Here is a 16,090-nt window from a genome sequence, read left to right as displayed (position 1 = left end):
TGATAAATCGCAATCTGGAATACCTCTGGCGTCGTTGAGAGCTTAATCACAGAACAAAGCGGCTGCTGACGCTATTTTTGGCATACCAATAGTATCCGGCTGTACACCTTATTCAATAAAAGCCCTTTTACTGAGGTATTACCCTATGGCATTTCAGGAAAAACTGATCGACGCTCTGGGCAGTTTTGCCACCACCTTCAACAGCTATCGCTATATCCAGGCGATTAAGTCTGCGTTTATCACCTTAATGCCGGTCATCATTGTGGGGGCGTTCTCGGTACTGATCTCCAATATGGTGCTGGATCCGAAAAACGGCCTGGCAAGCTTTCAGTCGCTATCATTTCTCGCGGCGTTAAAGCCGATCACCAGCGCGCTTAACTATGCCACGCTGAACTTTCTTAACATCGGCGCGGTGTTTTTAATCGGGATTGAGCTGGGGCGTATTAACGGCATTAAATCCCTGTTCCCCGGCCTCCTGGCGGTGATCTGCTTTATCTGCGTGACGCCGACGACGGTGGAAATGCTGGTGGACGGCGAGATGCACGTGGTGAAAGACGTGCTGCTGCGCCAGTTCTCCGATACCCGCAGCCTGTTCCTCGGCATGTTTATCGCCATCCTGTCGGTGGAGATCTACTGCTGGCTGGAAAACCGTAAGGGACTGAAAATCAGGATGCCGGACACGGTGCCGCCAAACGTCGCCGCGTCGTTCTCCGCGCTGATCCCGGCCATTATCACCACCACCGCCATTGCGACCTTTGGCTTCGTGTTCCATCAGGTTACCGGTATGTATCTCTACGACGCGGTTTACCAGGTGGTGCAACAGCCGCTGGAGCGGGTGGTGCAAAGCCTGCCTGGGATCCTGCTGCTGATGTTTGTCGCCCAGCTGTTCTGGGTGATTGGTATTCACGGCAACCAGATGATCAAGCCGATCCGCGAGCCGCTGCTGCTGGGGGCGATCACCGTCAACATGAGCGCGTTCGAGCAGGGTAAAGAGGTGCCAAACATCATCACCATGCCGTTCTGGGACGTCTATATGAGCATCGGCGGTTCCGGCCTGACCATCGGCCTGCTGATCGCGGTGATGATTGCCACCAAACGTAAAGAGATGAAGGAGATCGCCAAGCTGTCCATTGGGCCAGGCATTTTTAACATCAACGAGCCGGTGATCTTCGGTATGCCAATCATGCTCAACCCGATCCTTGCTATCCCGTTCATCATCACGCCGCTGGTGACGGGCTCCATTGGCTACTTTGCCACCGTGACCGGGTTTGCCGGTAAAGCCGTGGTGATGGTGCCCTGGACCACGCCGCCGCTGATCAACGCCTGGCTGTCCACCGCTGGCTCCATGGGGGCGGTGATCACCCAGTTTATCTGCATCGTGACCGCGGTGATTATCTATCTGCCGTTTGTGAAAATTGCCTCGCGCCGCGCAGAGCAGGCCGCGCTGCAACAAGCCACCGATAACGCATGAGGATATGATGAGCACAAAACAGATAGCCATACCGCAGGACTTTATTCTGGGCGCAGCGGCATCGGCCTGGCAGACCGAGGGCTGGAGCGGCAAAAAGCCGGGGCAGGATTCGTGGATCGATCTCTGGTACAAGAACGATCGTAACGTCTGGCACAACGGCTATGGTCCGGCGGTGGCCACCGATTTTATCAATCGCTTCCGCGAAGACGTGGCGCTGATGAAGCAGGCGGGCCTGACGCACTATCGCACCTCCATCAACTGGTCGCGCTTTTTAACCGACTATGAAAACGCGACGGTAGACGAGGAGTACGCCGCGTACTACGACGCGCTGTTCAATGAAATGCACCGTCAGGGCATTGAGCCGATGATTTGCCTGGAACACTACGAGCTGCCGGGCGTGCTGCTGGAGACCTACGGCGGCTGGGCGTCGAAGCACGTCGTCGAGCTGTTTGTGCGCTACGCGGAAAAGGTGTTTGAGCGCTTTCACGGCAACGTTACCCGCTGGTTTACCTTCAACGAGCCGATTGTGGTCCAGACGCGCGTCTACCTCGACGCGCTGCGCTGGCCCTATGAGCAGAACACCAGCACCTGGATGCAGTGGAACCACCATAAGATTCTGGCGACGGCAAAAGTGGTCAAGCTGTTCCGTGAGAAAGGTTATGACGGCACGGTGGGCTGTATTCTCAACCCGGAGGTGACCTACCCGCGCTCGCGCGCGCCGCATGACGTGCGGGCGGCAGAGATGTACGATCTGTTCTATAACCGCGTTTTTCTCGATCCGCTGGTCCACGGGCGCTATCCGCAAGCGCTCTTTACCCTGCTGGCGCAGCATCAGGTGCAGTGGGACTACACGGCTGACGAGCTGGCGCTGATTGCCGACAACACCGTTGACGAGCTGGGGATCAACCTCTATTACCCGCACCGGGTAAAAGCCCCGTCCCGCGCCTGGCACCCGGAGACGCCGTTCCACCCGGCGTACTACTACGAGCCGTTCGAACTGCCCGGGCGCAGAATGAACCCCTCCCGTGGCTGGGAAATTTATCCGCGCATCATCTACGACATGGCGATGCGGATCAAACAGGGCTACCGCAATATCGACTGGTTCGTGGCGGAGAGCGGGATGGGCGTGGAGAATGAAGCGCAGTTCCGCAATCGCGACGGCATTATTGATGACGCGTACCGCATCGCGTTTATCAGCGAACATCTCTACTACACGCTGCTGGCGCGCGAGGCAGGCGCGAACTGCCACGGCTATATGCTGTGGGCCTTCACCGATAACGTCTCTCCGATGAACGCGTTTAAAAACCGCTACGGGCTAATTGAAATCGACCTTGAGAACCATCGCGCCCGGCGGGCAAAAGCATCGGCCTCCTGGTTCCGCCAGCTGCGCGAGACGCGCGTGCTCACGCTGAGCGTTGACGATGAATGGAAGTAAGCCTTCTGGTAAAATAGTGCACAAACTGGCCGGAAGGACGTCCGGCCCGCGCATTAACTGAAAAACACAGGTGAAAACGTGGATAAGGCTGTCATCCTGCCGGAAAAAAAACAGTACCAGGAAATTGGCGAGGATTTACGTGCGCAAATTATCCAGGGGCATTATCCCGTGGGATCGCGCCTGCCGCCGGAGCGCAATATCGCCGAGACATATGGCGTGAGCCGCACCATCGTACGCGAGGCGCTACTGATGCTGGAGCTTCAGGGGACGGTGGATATTCGCCAGGGGTCTGGCGTTTACGTGATGCGCATTCCGGAGGAGCATGAGAACGAGGAAGAACGCTTTCTGAACAGTGACGTTGGCCCGTTTGAAATACTCCAGGCGCGTCAGCTGCTTGAAAGCAACATTGCTGCCTTTGCCGCAAAAATGGCAACCCGCGCGGACATCGACAACCTGCGCCGCATTATCGAGCAGGAGCAGCGGGCGATTGCCATCGACGATCGCAGCCAGGACAACAATAAAATGTTCCACCTGGTGCTGGCGGGGGCCACCCAAAACCAGATGCTGCTGGCGACGGTTGAGAGCGTCTGGCATCACATGGACAGCAGCCCGCTGTGGCAGCAGTTCAACGGTCATATCGCCAGCCGCGCCTGGCGCCTGAAGTGGCTCGGCGACAGGCAAACCATTCTCGCTGCGCTCCGCCGCCGCGACGTGATGGGGGCCTGGCAGGCCATGTTCCAGCATCTTGAGAACGTTAAAAAGAGCCTGCTTGAGCTGTCAGACGAAGACGCGCCAGATTTTGACGGCTACCTCTTCGAATCGGTTCCCCTTTTCCAGGGGAAGCTGGTGTGAAGATCCTGCCGCTTTACGCTGCTCCGCAGTTTACAGGACAGGTAATCGACTGGATCTGGGAAGCGTTTGGTGAAGGATTGCCGCGCGCCTTTTTCCAGAGCATCGTCGAGCACAGCCTGACGCCGGGCGCGTTACCGCTCACCTTTATTGCCATTGAGAACGATCGGCTGCTGGGCACCGTTGGGCTGTGGCGCTGCGATTTGATTTCCCGGCAGGATCTTCATCCATGGCTGGCTGCGCTGTATGTCGATGAAGCGGCCCGGGGAAAAGGGCTGGCGGGAAAACTTCAGGAGCATGTGAAGGGCTATGCGCGACGCGCCGGGTATCACGAGCTGCATCTCTGGTCTGCCTGCCGCGACTTCTACGAACGTTACGGCTGGCACTACATCGGCGATGCGCTGGAATACCCGGATAAAACCGTCCATCTTTATCGCTGTTCGCTCGCGGCTTCAACGGGCGAAACCACCGAGTGACGGCGCACTAAGGTTGGGCTGAACAGGTGAGTAATTTCCGGCGGCGGGCGATGCTCGGCCAGCGCTAACGCCAGTTCTGCCGCCTGCGTTGCCATGGTTACAATCGGGTAACGCACGGTGGTCAGGCGAGGGCGCACGTAGCGCGACACCAGCACATCATCAAAGCCAATCAGCGAAATTTCTGCCGGCACGTCAATCCCGTTATCGTTTAACACGCCCATTGCGCCTGCGGCCATGGAATCGTTGTAGCTGGCCACGGCGGTGAAATTTCGCCCGCGTCCCAGCAGCTCGGTCATCGCCTGCTCGCCGCCGCTCTCATCCGGTTCACCGTACGCCACAAGGCGATCGTTGCAGGGCAGACCGGCTTCGCGCAGCGCGTCGTAATAGCCCTGAAGGCGATCTTCCGCATCGGAAATCGGATGGTTGGAGCACAGATAACCGATACGGGTATGTCCCTGCTGAATCAGATGACGGGTTGCAAGCCATGCGCCGTAACGGTCGTCAAGCGCCACGCAGCGGGTTTCAAAACCGGGAATAATACGGTTGATCATCACCATCCCCGGCATCTGTTTCATCAGGTGAATCAGCTCGGCATCGGGGATCATTTTGGCGTGTACCACCAGCGCTGCACAGCGATGGCGAATCAGCTGCTCAATGGCCTGGCGCTCTTTTTGTTCATTGTGGTAGCCATTACCAATCAGCAGAAAATTACCGGTGTGATAAGAGACCTGTTCTACGGCTTTGACCATCGCGCCGAAAAAAGGGTCGGACACATCCCCAACCACCAGCCCGATGGTTTCTGTTGACTGCTGGGCAAGGGCACGCGCGTTGGCGTTAGGGTGATAATTCAGGTTTTCCATGGCGTCCTGCACGGCCTGGCGCGATGCATCACTGGCTTTAGGGGAGTTGTTGATCACGCGGGAGACGGTCGCGACGGAAACACCCGCCAGACGAGCTACATCCTTAATTGTCGCCATTCAATACCTTCTTATAGGGGTAAGCGTTTACACACTAACTAGTGTTGCGGAAAAGCGGCGCGCATTCAAGGGGACCGGGTGAGCGTCCTCTGCTAACGTGATGCAGAACATCCCTCGCGGTGTAATCGTTACACGGTCAGTCATGTCTGAATAATGTCAATCTGAACCTTTAGTTACACTTTGCCTCAGGCTGTTGCGATTGTCCGTTAGCAACGATGCGCCGTGAATTGCTAGAGTCGAGATCCCAGAGGTATTGATAGGTGGAATCAGCTTCGGTTGATTAACACGATTTACACCAACCTGCGTTTTACGCAGGTTTTTTTTTGCCTGTAAGTTCAACCTGTAACAGCAACAGAGAATATTCACACCTGGTTGCACTTCGGCTCATTCCCTTGCGTTTTCCCGCTGGCGAAGCGTACCGCCAGAGACCACAATCAAGATCCCAGAGGTATTGATTGGTGAGAATTCTTAGTACGTTTTCGTACTCTTCTCTTGCACCAACCTGCGCGGATGCGCAGGTTTTTTTTCGCCTCTGTATTTGCTATCGCTCCCTTACTACTTCTCGTGTAATCTGCCACCATTTATACCTTTCACACTGGCTGGCAAAGGGAGTTGAAATGCTTTTTGGGTTCTTCCGCACACTGTTCCGCGTCCTGTTTCGCATCCGCGTAACGGGCGATACGCAAGCGCTCTATGGCGAGCGTGTTCTCATCACTCCGAATCACGTCTCCTTTCTTGATGGCGTATTGCTGGCGCTGTTTTTGCCCGTCCGTCCCGTCTTCGCGGTGTACAGCTCCATCAGTGAAAAATGGTACATGCGCTGGCTCAGGCCGCTGATTGATTTTGTGCCGCTCGACCCAACCAAACCGATGATGATTAAACATCTGGTGCGTCTGGTTGAGCAGGGACGCCCGGTCGTCATCTTCCCGGAGGGGCGTATTTCCGTGACGGGCTCCCTGATGAAAATTTATGACGGGGCCGGTTTTGTCGCGGCGAAGTCACGCGCCACCGTCGTGCCGTTGCGCATTGAGGGGGCTGAATTGACCTTTTTCAGCCGCCTGAAAGGGCTGGTGAAGCAGCGCCTGTTCCCGAAAATTACGCTGCACATTTTACCGCCAACGTCTCTGCCGATGCCCGAGGCACCGCGGGCGCGTGACCGCCGTAAAATCGCCGGGGAGATGCTGCACCAGATTATGATGGAAGCGCGCATGGCCGTTCGCCCGCGCGAAACGCTGTATGAATCGTTGCTGTCGGCGCAGTATCGTTACGGCGCGAAGAAAAACTGCATTGAAGACATCAACTTTACGCCGGATACCTACCGTAAGCTGTTGACCAAAACGCTGTTTGTCGGGCGCATCCTCGAGAAGTACAGCAAACGGGGCGAAAAGATCGGCCTGATACTGCCGAACGCGGGTATCAGCGCGGCGGTGATCTTTGGTGCCGTCTCCCGGGGCCGCATTCCGGCAATGATGAACTACACGGCGGGCGTGAAGGGACTCTCCAGCGCGATTTCCGCGGCACAAATCAACACCGTCTTTACCTCCCGCCAGTTCCTGGATAAAGGTAAGCTGTGGCACCTGCCGGAACAGCTGACCCAGGTGCGCTGGGTGTTCCTGGAAGATCTGAAAGCAGACGTCACGACAGCCGATAAGCTGTGGATTTTTGCCCATCTGCTGATGCCGCACCTGGCGCAGGTCAAGCAGCAGCCGGAAGACGATGCCATCATCCTCTTTACCTCCGGCTCTGAAGGCAACCCGAAAGGCGTGGTTCACAGCCATAAAAGCATCCTGGCTAACGTCGAACAGATTAAAACTATCGCCGACTTTACCGCCAACGATCGCTTTATGTCGGCGCTGCCGCTGTTCCACTCTTTTGGCCTGACCGTGGGGCTCTTCACGCCACTGCTGACCGGTGCCGAAGTGTTCCTCTACCCAAGCCCGCTGCACTACCGCATTGTGCCGGAACTGGTTTATGACCGTAACTGCACCGTGCTGTTCGGCACGTCCACTTTCCTCGGAAACTACGCGCGTTTCGCCAACCCGTATGATTTCTTCCGCGTGCGCTACGTGGTGGCGGGGGCGGAAAAACTCCAGGACAGCACGCGCCAGATTTGGCAGGACAAATTTGGCCTGCGCATTCTGGAAGGCTATGGCGTGACGGAGTGTGCGCCGGTGGTATCCATCAACGTACCGATGGCGGCAAAACCAGGAACGGTTGGCCGCATTCTGCCGGGGCTGGATGCGCGGCTGCTGGCGGTGCCGGGCATTGAAGACGGCGGACGCCTTCAGCTTAAAGGGCCGAACGTCATGAACGGCTATCTGCGCGTGGAAAATCCGGGTGTGCTCGAAGCGCCGACGGCCGAGAACGTCAATGGCGAGGTTGAAACGGGCTGGTACGACACGGGCGATATCGTGCGCTTCGACGATCAGGGCTTCGTGCAGATTCAGGGACGGGCAAAACGCTTCGCCAAAATCGCTGGTGAAATGGTCTCTCTTGAAATGGTAGAGACGCTGGCGACCGCGGTCTCTGCGGAGAAAATGCATGCGACCGTGGTGAAAAGTGATGCCAGTAAAGGCGAGGCGCTGGTGCTCTTTACCACCGACGCTGAACTGAAGCGTGACGTGCTGCTCAGGTATGCGCGCGAACACGGTATTCCCGAGCTGGCGGTGCCCCGCGATATTCGTTACCTCAAACAGTTACCGGTGCTGGGCAGCGGTAAACCCGATTTCGTGACCCTGAAGGGCATGGTTGAAGAGGCGGAACAGCAAAATGCATGAGTCAGTACACACTAACACTTCAATCTGGTCGAAAGGCATGATGGCGGTTATCGCCGCTCAGTTTCTTTCCGCGTTCGGCGATAACGCGTTGCTGTTTGCCACGCTGGCATTGCTGAAAGCTGAGTTTTATCCCGACTGGAGCCAGCCGATCCTACAGATGGTGTTTGTGGGTGCTTACATTGTATTTGCGCCGTTTGTCGGCCAGGTGGCGGACAGCTTCCCGAAAGGTCGGGTCATGATGTTTGCCAACAGCCTTAAGCTTCTGGGCGCGGCAAGTATCTGCTTTGGTATCAACCCGTTTGTCGGCTACACGCTGGTGGGCATTGGCGCGGCCGCTTACTCTCCGGCGAAATATGGCATTCTGGGGGAACTTACTACCGGTGATAAGCTGGTGAAGGCGAACGGCCTGATGGAGTCCTCCACCATTGCGGCGATTCTGCTGGGTTCGGTGGCTGGCGGCGTACTGGCCGACTGGCACGTGCTCGCCGCGCTTGGCATCTGTGCCCTGATGTACGGCGGCGCGGTGATCGCCAACCTGTTTATCCCTAAACTGGCAGTGGCGCGTCCGGGACAATCCTGGCGCTTTGGGCCAATGACCGGCAGCTTCTTTAATGCCTGCCGCGTGCTGTGGCGCAACGGTGAAACGCGCTTCTCGCTGATGGGGACCAGCATGTTCTGGGGCGCCGGCGTCACGCTGCGTTTCCTGCTGGTGCTGTGGGTACCGGTGGCGCTGGGGATAACAGATAACGCCACGCCGACCTACCTGAATGCCATGGTTGCCGTCGGGATTGTTGTCGGGGCCGGGGCTGCGGCCAAACTGGTAACGCTTGAAACTGTTGCGCGCTGCATGCCTGCGGGGATCCTGATCGGCGTCGGCGTTCTGTTCTTCTCCCTGCAACATGCCATATTGCCTGCCTATGCCCTGCTGTTACTGATCGGCGTGTTAGGCGGTTTCTTTGTGGTGCCGCTCAACGCGCTTTTGCAGGAGCGCGGCAAGCAGACCGTGGGGGCTGGCAACGCCATTGCGGTGCAAAACCTTGGCGAAAACATGGCGATGCTGCTGATGCTGGGGATCTACTCGCTGGCGGTAAAAGCGGGCGCGCCGGTCGTGGCAATCGGAGTGGGGTTTGGCGCACTGTTTGCGCTGGCGATTACCGGGCTGTGGGTCTGGCAGCGTCGGCGGTGATATCTTTGCCGGGTGGTGACTCCGCCTGACCCGGCCTACGTTTCGTGATATTGGCAGATTTTGTAGGCCCGGTAAGGCAACGCCGCCACCGGGCAAAACGTCAACTTAAGGTGCCGGGTAAGTATAAACCTGATGCACCGCTTCAATCTCCGCTAACACCTCTTCGCTGAGGGTCAGGTGGAAACTCTCTATATTGGTTTTCAGCTGCGCCATTGTCGTCGCGCCCAGCAGGGTACTGGCGACGAACGGCTGCCGACGCACGAAGGCCAGCGCCATCTGCGCCGGATCGAGCCCATGACGCTTTGCGATATCCACATACGCCGCAACGGCTTTTTGCGTCTGTTCACCGCTATAGCGGGTGAAGCGGCTGAAAAGCGTGTTACGCGCGCCAGCCGGTTTCGCGCCGTTCAGGTATTTGCCCGTCAGGGTACCGAAGCCCAGGCAAGAGTAGGCGAGCAGCTCCACCTCTTCGTACTGCGTCACTTCCGCCAGACCCACTTCATAACTGCGGTTCAGCAGGCTGTACGGGTTCTGAATGGTCACGATGCGCGGCAGATCGTGTTTATCGGCCAGATGCAGATAGCGCATCACGCCAAACGCCGTCTCGTTGGAAACGCCGATGTAGCGGATCTTGCCCGCGCGCTGACATTCCGTAAGCGCTTCCAGCGTTTCCAGCAGAGTAACGGCCGGAGCACTCTCGTTCCAGGTGTAGCCGAGCTTGCCGAAGCAGTTTGTCGGACGCTGCGGCCAGTGCACCTGATAAAGATCGAGATAGTCGGTTTGCAGGCGCTTGAGGCTGGCATCCAGCGCGGCACGGATATTCTTGCGATCGAGGATCTGGTTAGGGCGGATCCCGGCATCGTTATTACGGGAAGGGCCGCTAACCTTAGAGGCGAGAACCAGCTTTTCGCGATTGCCACGTTTCGCCAGCCAGTTACCGACGTACGTTTCGGTAAGGCCTTGTGTTTCCGGGCGTGGAGGAACAGGGTACATCTCCGCCACGTCAATCAGGTTAATGCCCTGGCTGACGGCGTAATCGAGTTGTGCATGGGCATCGGCTTCGCTGTTTTGTTCACCAAATGTCATGGTGCCCAACCCCAGTTGGCTGATCTCCAGAGCGCTGTGGGGGATACGGTGATAATGCATAGCCGGTTTCCTTTTTAGACATAGAGACTGCGTCAGGAACCTCCCGACAAAGGAATATAAACATGGCAGAGGGAAGGCAAAAGGGGAAGGAAAAAATCAAAAAGGCCAGCAAGCTACTGACCTTTATTTGTTTATCGCTCGATGATCTGGGATACTTCGTCGCGATTAATTTGCATTTGGTTGCCTTCGCGATCGCGGTAACTCACCAGACCGGTATCGTCGTCGACTTCGGGTTTGCCATCGGTCAGGATCATGCGACCATCTTTCGTTGACATGACATAGTCGCTGCTACAACCCGATACCGCAAACGCTAAACCGACTGCTGAGATAATTACTGCCCATTTTTTCATCGTTCTCATCCTCACCTGGCTCGTATCAAATCATAGTGTAGTAATAACCTGATATTACGACAGGTGAAAGGGGGGAAATCTTAAAAAGGAGGAGATTATGTTAGCCGGAGCGCAAAATTGGTAAAAAACTATGTTTTCAACAGGAAGTGTCGTGCCAGCAGCGCCCCGGTGAAATTCTTTTTAAGATAGAAACCGCGCGGCAGCGTCAGGATCGGTTCGCCCCGTGCGCCTACCGCTTCAGTGAGCGCTTTGCTGTTGGCGGCTTTTGGACGGAGTTGCAGCACTTCGCCATGCCGGGCGGTGATCCGCTCAACCTGTCCCAGCACAATCATATCCATCAGCTCTTCCCAATCCTCGGAAAGCTGCCTCTCCTCTTCTTCATCCGGACTCCAGAGCAGCGGGGCGCCAACGCGACGTTCTGCCAGCGGGATCTGCCTGTCGCCCTCAACGGGTACCCACAACACCCGCTTCAGCTTATGCCTGACGTGGCTGGTTTCCCAGGTCACTCCGCTGTTACCCGTCAGCGGCGCCACGCAGACAAAGGTCGTTTCCAGCGGCCGCCCCTGGCTATCGACAGGGATTGTTTTCAGCTCAACGCCCAGCGCCGCAAAATCTTGCTCGGGTTTACTGCCCGCGCTTGCGCCCAGCCAGCGTTCAAGCAACACGCCGATCCAGCCTTTATCGCGCTTCAAATCGTTAGGTATCGTTAACCCCGCCATCACGGCCAGCTCACCCAGTGAATAACCTGCCAGACGCTGTGCCTGCTGGAGCAACTGGGCTTCACTGACGGGAGGGGAGAGCAGTGGGGCGAGAGAATGCATGCTAACAACCTTTTGGTTAAAAAATGAGCTGATATTTTATCCCTTGTGGATAGAGTTTACCTTTTTCTGAGTACATATTCCATGTGGTTGGTTTTTATCAGGTTTTTTAGAATAAAAAGCAGTGTGGCACGGCTAAAAAACAGGTTGTTCAATTCTGGTCACTGACAATAAACAGGATCTTACACCATGTTATCCACAGAAAAATGGGATAACTGGGTATAACCGCCACTACTGTTTCAATTTACAGCCTTGACGTGCGATGAAAATCGAATTTTCACACAAATTGTGCCTAACTTATTGGCACAATCTGTGGATAAAACCGACGCTGTTCGATCTTTCATCAGCAGGAGGATCTTTGATGTGACGATCGTCACGTTAATCGCCTTTAATGCCCTGCATTTGACTATAATGTTATGTATTTAAATGCTTTATTGTGAAGGGCGTAAATGGGCGTTTCGTCGGTCTACAAGGTTGTTCATCGGTAATTCCGTACTTCTTCACAACTATATCCACAGAAAAGGTGAATAAAAATGGTCTCAGTCACCCTCATCTGTTTATAAGTCCTCACAAATTTGTGAGTTATTCAAATGTTATTAGGTTGCAGGCCTGTAAGAGAGTGGTTTACCGCCTCCCTGTAGTGTGAAACAATCATTCATATATCAGATTTAGTTTGGGGTAGTCCGGTGATTGATGACGATGGCTACCGCCCAAACGTAGGAATAGTAATTTGTAATCGTCAGGGTCAGGTGATGTGGGCCCGGCGATATGGTCAGCACTCCTGGCAGTTCCCGCAAGGCGGGATCAATCCTGGAGAGTCCCCAGAACAAGCGATGTACCGGGAGCTGTTTGAAGAGGTTGGTTTAAGCCGCAAAGATGTTCGCATCCTGGCTTCGACCCGCAACTGGTTGCGTTACAAGTTACCGAAACGTTTGGTGCGTTGGGACACAAAGCCGGTTTGTATCGGCCAGAAACAGAAGTGGTTTCTTTTGCAGTTGGTGGGCAACGATTCAGATATCAATATGCAAACCAGCAGCACGCCGGAGTTTGATGGCTGGCGCTGGGTAAGCTACTGGTATCCGGTTCGTCAGGTCGTGTCTTTTAAGCGCGATGTTTACCGTAGGGTGATGAAAGAGTTCGCAAGTGCCGTTATGCAGCTTCAGGAGACGCCTCCTAAGCCTCAGAGCGCACCTGCCTGGCGACGTAAAAGAGGTTAAGCTACGCAAATCATGCTCACCCGCTTGCGAGAAATAGTTGAAAAGGTTGCCAGTGCGCCTCGCCTCAACGAGGCGCTGAATATCCTGGTGACGGACATCTGTCTTGCGATGGAAACCGAAGTCTGTTCGGTCTATCTGGCCGACCATGACCGACGTTGTTACTACCTGATGGCAACCCGCGGTTTAAAAAAACCACGGGGACGCACCGTCACGCTCGCGTTTGATGAAGGTATTGTTGGCCTGGTCGGACGACTGGCGGAGCCAATCAACCTTGCCGATGCGCAAAAACACCCCAGCTTCAAATATATCCCCTCCGTAAAAGAGGAGCGTTTCCGCGCTTTTCTTGGCGTACCGATTATTCAGCGCCGTCAGCTGCTTGGCGTGCTTGTTGTTCAGCAGCGAGAGTTGCGCCAGTACGACGAAAGCGAGGAGTCCTTCCTCGTCACGCTGGCAACGCAGATGGCGGCGATCCTCTCCCAGTCCCAGCTGGCCGCCCTTTTTGGCCAGTATCGGCATACGCGTATCCGGGCGCTTCCGGCCTCGCCGGGCGTCGCTATCGCCGAAGGCTGGATGGATGCCACGCTACCGTTGATGGAGCAGGTCTACGAAGCCTCTACGCTGGATGAAGCGCTTGAGCGCGAGCGGCTTACCGCCGCGCTGGAAGAGGCGGCAAATGAGTTTCGTCGCTACAGCAAACGCTTTGCCGCTGGTGCGCAAAAAGAGACGGCGGCCATTTTCGATCTTTATTCACACCTGCTTTCCGATGCGCGCTTGCGCCGTGAGCTGTTTGCCGAGGTCGATAAAGGTTCGGTGGCAGAGTGGGCGGTTAAAAAGGTCATCGAAAAATTTGCCGAACAGTTTGCGGTGCTGACTGACGGTTATCTGAAAGAGCGAGCCGGTGATTTACGCGCGCTTGGGCAACGTCTGCTTTTCCACCTCGATGATACCATTCAGGGGGCGAATGCCTGGCCAAGCCGGTTTGTGCTGGTGGCCGATGAACTCTCGGCGACGACGCTGGCGGAATTACCGCAGGACAGGCTGGCGGGCGTGGTGGTGCGCGATGGCGCTGCTAACTCCCATGCCGCTATCATGGTGCGCGCGCTCGGTATCCCGACCGTTATGGGCGCGGATATTCAGCCCTCCGTGCTGCATCGCCGCACGCTGGTGGTGGACGGATATCGCGGTGAGCTGCTGGTTGATCCTGAGCCGGTTCTCCTCCAGGAGTACCAGCGCCTTATCAGCGAAGAGAATGAATTAAGCAAGCTGGCGGAGGATGACGTCAACCTGCCCGCGCAGCTCAAAAGCGGTGAGCGGGTAAAGGTGATGCTCAACGCTGGCTTAAGCCCCGAGCACGAAGAAAAGCTCGGCAGCCGCATCGACGGCATTGGCCTTTACCGCACCGAAATCCCGTTTATGCTGCAAAGCGGCTTCCCTTCAGAAGAGGAACAGGTTGCGCAGTATCAGGGCATGTTGCAGATGTTTAACGACAAACCCGTAACGTTGCGCACCCTGGACGTCGGCGCGGATAAACAGCTGCCCTACATGCCCATCAGCGAGGAGAACCCCTGCCTCGGCTGGCGTGGGATCCGCATTACCCTCGATCAGCCGGAAATCTTCCTTATTCAGGTTCGTGCGATGCTGCGCGCCAACGCGGCCACGGGGAATCTCAGCATTTTGCTGCCGATGGTCACCAGTATTGACGAGATCGACGAAGCACGGCGGTTGATAGAACGCGCCGGGCGCGAAGTGGAAGAGATGATCGGCTATGCGATCCCGAAACCGCGTATCGGCGTGATGCTCGAAGTGCCCTCAATGGTCTTTATGCTGCCGCAGCTGGCGACCCGCGTCGATTTTATCTCCGTCGGCACCAACGACTTAACGCAATACATTCTGGCGGTCGATCGCAACAACACCCGCGTTGCCAGCATCTACGACAGCCTGCATCCGGCGATGCTTCGTGCCCTGGCGATGATCGCCCGTGAGGCTGAACAGTACGGTATTGATCTGCGCCTGTGCGGTGAAATGGCCGGAGACTCTATGTGCGTCGCGATCCTGGTTGGTCTGGGGTATCGCCATCTGTCGATGAACGGCCGCGCCGTAGCGCGCGTGAAGTATTTGTTGCGTCATATTGACGTCAATGATGCCCGCGAGCTGGCCGAGCGCAGCCTTGATGCGCAGCTGGCAGCCGAGGTTCGTCACCAGGTGGCGGCATTTATGGAACGACGCGGTATGGGCGGCCTGATCCGCGGTGGTCGCTAACGCCTTTCCCCTCTTCTACAGGGCTGAGGGATCCCCACAAATGAATGCGAGCAGCTAACAATTCCCTCGCCCCTTTGGGGAGAGGGCCAGGGTGGGAGGACCTGTCCTATACACATCTTTTACATCTCAGGCGCATCCTCCGCGCCTGCCTTATGCTATGATTCGCAACTTTGGAGCACCTGCCAACGGCGGGAATGCAATTCAGCCGCTGTCCACTTTCAGCGGAATAACAACATCTTGTGGTGACAGATGAACAGTGGTTATCTGCATTTTCCGGAATTTGATCCGGTAATTTTCTCAATAGGACCCGTAGCGCTTCACTGGTACGGTTTGATGTACCTGGTGGGCTTCGTATTTGCCATGTGGCTTGCTGGCCGTCGCGCCAGTCGTCCCGGCAGCGGCTGGACGAAGAACGAAGTGGAAAACCTGCTTTATGCTGGCTTCCTCGGCGTGTTCCTGGGCGGTCGTATCGGCTATGTTCTGTTCTACAACTTACCGGTATTCCTGAACGATCCGCTCTATCTGTTCCGCGTCTGGGACGGCGGCATGTCCTTCCACGGCGGGCTGATTGGTGTGATCCTGGTCATGGTGATCTTCGCCAAACGCACCAAACGTAACTTCTTCCAGGTGGCTGATTTTATTGCGCCGTTAATTCCGTTTGGGCTGGGCGCAGGGCGTCTGGGCAACTTCATCAACGGTGAGCTGTGGGGGCGTGTCGATCCGAGCGTGCCGTTTACCATGCTCTTCCCGGGCTCGCGCGCAGAGGATATCGCACTGCTGCCTTCGCATCCTGAGTGGCAGTCTGTTTTCGATACCTACGGCGTTCTGCCGCGCCATATGTCTCAGCTTTACGAGCTGGCGCTGGAAGGCGTGGTGCTGTTTATCATCCTGAATCTGTACATCCGCAAACCGCGCCCAATGGGGGCTGTCTCTGGTCTGTTCCTGATTGGCTATGGCGCATTCCGTATCATCGTCGAGTTCTTCCGTCAGCCGGATGCGCAGTTTACCGGCGAATGGGTACAGTACATCAGCATGGGGCAGATCCTCTCCATCCCGATGATTGTCGCGGGTGCCATTATGATGATTTGGGCGTATCGTCGTCGTCCACAGCAACAACTTTCCTGAGGAA

At 56.2% G+C, this 16,090-nt stretch carries 13 protein-coding genes and 1 pseudogene; 9 read left to right on the top strand and 5 right to left on the bottom strand.

Going from position 1 to position 16,090, the window contains the following annotated elements:
* Positions 1–145 precede the first annotated feature (145 nt).
* The 4 genes from A3466_RS19260 (at position 146) to A3466_RS19245 (ending at position 4,231) form a co-directional block, all read left to right on the top strand.
* Positions 146–1,471 carry a PTS sugar transporter subunit IIC gene (locus A3466_RS19260; protein ID WP_006811828.1) on the top strand — a complete coding sequence of 442 codons (1,326 nt, stop codon included), beginning with the start codon at positions 146–148 and terminating at the stop codon, positions 1,469–1,471.
* Positions 1,472–1,478: 7 nt separating this feature from the next.
* Entirely contained in the window at positions 1,479–2,906 is a 1,428-nt protein-coding gene (locus tag A3466_RS19255; protein WP_063451944.1) for a glycoside hydrolase family 1 protein, read from the top strand.
* Positions 2,907–2,984: 78 nt separating this feature from the next.
* Positions 2,985–3,758, top strand: a complete 774-nt coding sequence (locus A3466_RS19250) for a GntR family transcriptional regulator (RefSeq protein WP_063451943.1) — start codon at positions 2,985–2,987, stop codon at positions 3,756–3,758.
* Positions 3,755–4,231 (top strand): GNAT family N-acetyltransferase, encoded by a 477-nt coding sequence (locus A3466_RS19245; protein WP_063451942.1) that lies wholly within the window; start codon positions 3,755–3,757, stop codon positions 4,229–4,231. Before A3466_RS19250 ends, A3466_RS19245 begins: the two co-directional genes overlap by 4 nt.
* On the opposite strand, the gene galR is transcribed toward A3466_RS19245, so the two are convergent.
* Positions 4,186–5,208, bottom strand: coding sequence for an HTH-type transcriptional regulator GalR (galR, locus tag A3466_RS19240; protein ID WP_063451941.1), 1,023 nt, complete (start codon positions 5,206–5,208; stop codon positions 4,186–4,188). The genes A3466_RS19245 and galR overlap by 46 nt on opposite strands.
* Before the next feature lie 617 nt (positions 5,209–5,825).
* On the opposite strand from galR, the gene aas reads away from it, so the two are divergent.
* Together aas and lplT are read left to right on the top strand one after the other, a co-directional pair.
* On the top strand, positions 5,826–7,985 hold the full coding sequence (gene aas / locus A3466_RS19235) for a bifunctional acyl-ACP--phospholipid O-acyltransferase/long-chain-fatty-acid--ACP ligase (RefSeq protein ID WP_063451940.1): 2,160 nt from the start codon (positions 5,826–5,828) through the stop codon (positions 7,983–7,985).
* Positions 7,978–9,171 carry a lysophospholipid transporter LplT gene (gene lplT, locus A3466_RS19230; protein WP_063451939.1) on the top strand — a complete coding sequence of 398 codons (1,194 nt, stop codon included), beginning with the start codon at positions 7,978–7,980 and terminating at the stop codon, positions 9,169–9,171. The genes aas and lplT overlap by 8 nt, the downstream gene beginning before the upstream one ends.
* Before the next feature lie 105 nt (positions 9,172–9,276).
* On the opposite strand, the gene A3466_RS19225 is transcribed toward lplT, so the two are convergent.
* From A3466_RS19225 to A3466_RS23745, 4 genes and pseudogenes are all read right to left on the bottom strand, one after another.
* Positions 9,277–10,317 (bottom strand): NADP(H)-dependent aldo-keto reductase, encoded by a 1,041-nt coding sequence (locus A3466_RS19225; RefSeq protein ID WP_063451938.1) that lies wholly within the window; start codon positions 10,315–10,317, stop codon positions 9,277–9,279.
* 131 nt (positions 10,318–10,448) lie between these two features.
* Positions 10,449–10,667, bottom strand: coding sequence for a YgdI/YgdR family lipoprotein (locus A3466_RS19220; RefSeq protein ID WP_003862794.1), 219 nt, complete (start codon positions 10,665–10,667; stop codon positions 10,449–10,451).
* A 128-nt stretch (positions 10,668–10,795) separates the two neighbouring features.
* On the bottom strand, positions 10,796–11,488 hold the full coding sequence (gene mutH, locus A3466_RS19215) for a DNA mismatch repair endonuclease MutH (RefSeq protein ID WP_063451937.1): 693 nt from the start codon (positions 11,486–11,488) through the stop codon (positions 10,796–10,798).
* Between the two features lie 154 nt (positions 11,489–11,642).
* Positions 11,643–11,717, bottom strand: a pseudogene (locus tag A3466_RS23745) (hypothetical protein); the annotation flags it as partial.
* A 454-nt stretch (positions 11,718–12,171) separates the two neighbouring features.
* Between A3466_RS23745 and rppH the strand changes: the two are divergent.
* From rppH to lgt, 3 genes are all read left to right on the top strand, one after another.
* Positions 12,172–12,702 (top strand): RNA pyrophosphohydrolase, encoded by a 531-nt coding sequence (rppH, locus tag A3466_RS19210; protein WP_063451936.1) that lies wholly within the window; start codon positions 12,172–12,174, stop codon positions 12,700–12,702.
* Positions 12,703–12,714: 12 nt separating this feature from the next.
* Entirely contained in the window at positions 12,715–14,961 is a 2,247-nt protein-coding gene (gene ptsP / locus A3466_RS19205) for a phosphoenolpyruvate--protein phosphotransferase (RefSeq protein WP_063451935.1), read from the top strand.
* Between the two features lie 249 nt (positions 14,962–15,210).
* On the top strand, positions 15,211–16,086 hold the full coding sequence (lgt, locus tag A3466_RS19200; RefSeq protein WP_063451934.1) for a prolipoprotein diacylglyceryl transferase: 876 nt from the start codon (positions 15,211–15,213) through the stop codon (positions 16,084–16,086).
* Positions 16,087–16,090: the final 4 nt, after the last annotated feature.

The organism is Enterobacter genomosp. S (genome assembly GCF_001631805.1).
In the GTDB taxonomy this organism is placed as follows: Bacteria; Pseudomonadota; Gammaproteobacteria; order Enterobacterales; family Enterobacteriaceae; genus Enterobacter; species Enterobacter quasihormaechei.
The sequence above is the reverse complement of the archived record's forward strand: the minus strand, read 5'-3'. Positions and strand labels throughout refer to the sequence as shown.

Excerpts from the sequence above, each read along its gene's own strand:
- A3466_RS19260 (WP_006811828.1), top strand. The coding sequence starts at position 146 with ATGGCATTTCAGGAAAAACTGATCGACGCTCTGGGCAGTTTTGCCACC.
- A3466_RS19255 (WP_063451944.1), top strand. The coding sequence starts at position 1,479 with ATGAGCACAAAACAGATAGCCATACCGCAGGACTTTATTCTGGGCGCA.
- galR (WP_063451941.1), bottom strand. The coding sequence starts at position 5,208 with ATGGCGACAATTAAGGATGTAGCTCGTCTGGCGGGTGTTTCCGTCGCG.
- aas (WP_063451940.1), top strand. The coding sequence starts at position 5,826 with ATGCTTTTTGGGTTCTTCCGCACACTGTTCCGCGTCCTGTTTCGCATC.
- lplT (WP_063451939.1), top strand. The coding sequence starts at position 7,978 with ATGCATGAGTCAGTACACACTAACACTTCAATCTGGTCGAAAGGCATG.
- A3466_RS19225 (WP_063451938.1), bottom strand. The coding sequence starts at position 10,317 with ATGCATTATCACCGTATCCCCCACAGCGCTCTGGAGATCAGCCAACTG.
- A3466_RS19220 (WP_003862794.1), bottom strand. The coding sequence starts at position 10,667 with ATGAAAAAATGGGCAGTAATTATCTCAGCAGTCGGTTTAGCGTTTGCG.
- mutH (WP_063451937.1), bottom strand. The coding sequence starts at position 11,488 with ATGCATTCTCTCGCCCCACTGCTCTCCCCTCCCGTCAGTGAAGCCCAG.
- ptsP (WP_063451935.1), top strand. The coding sequence starts at position 12,715 with ATGCTCACCCGCTTGCGAGAAATAGTTGAAAAGGTTGCCAGTGCGCCT.
- lgt (WP_063451934.1), top strand. The coding sequence starts at position 15,211 with ATGAACAGTGGTTATCTGCATTTTCCGGAATTTGATCCGGTAATTTTC.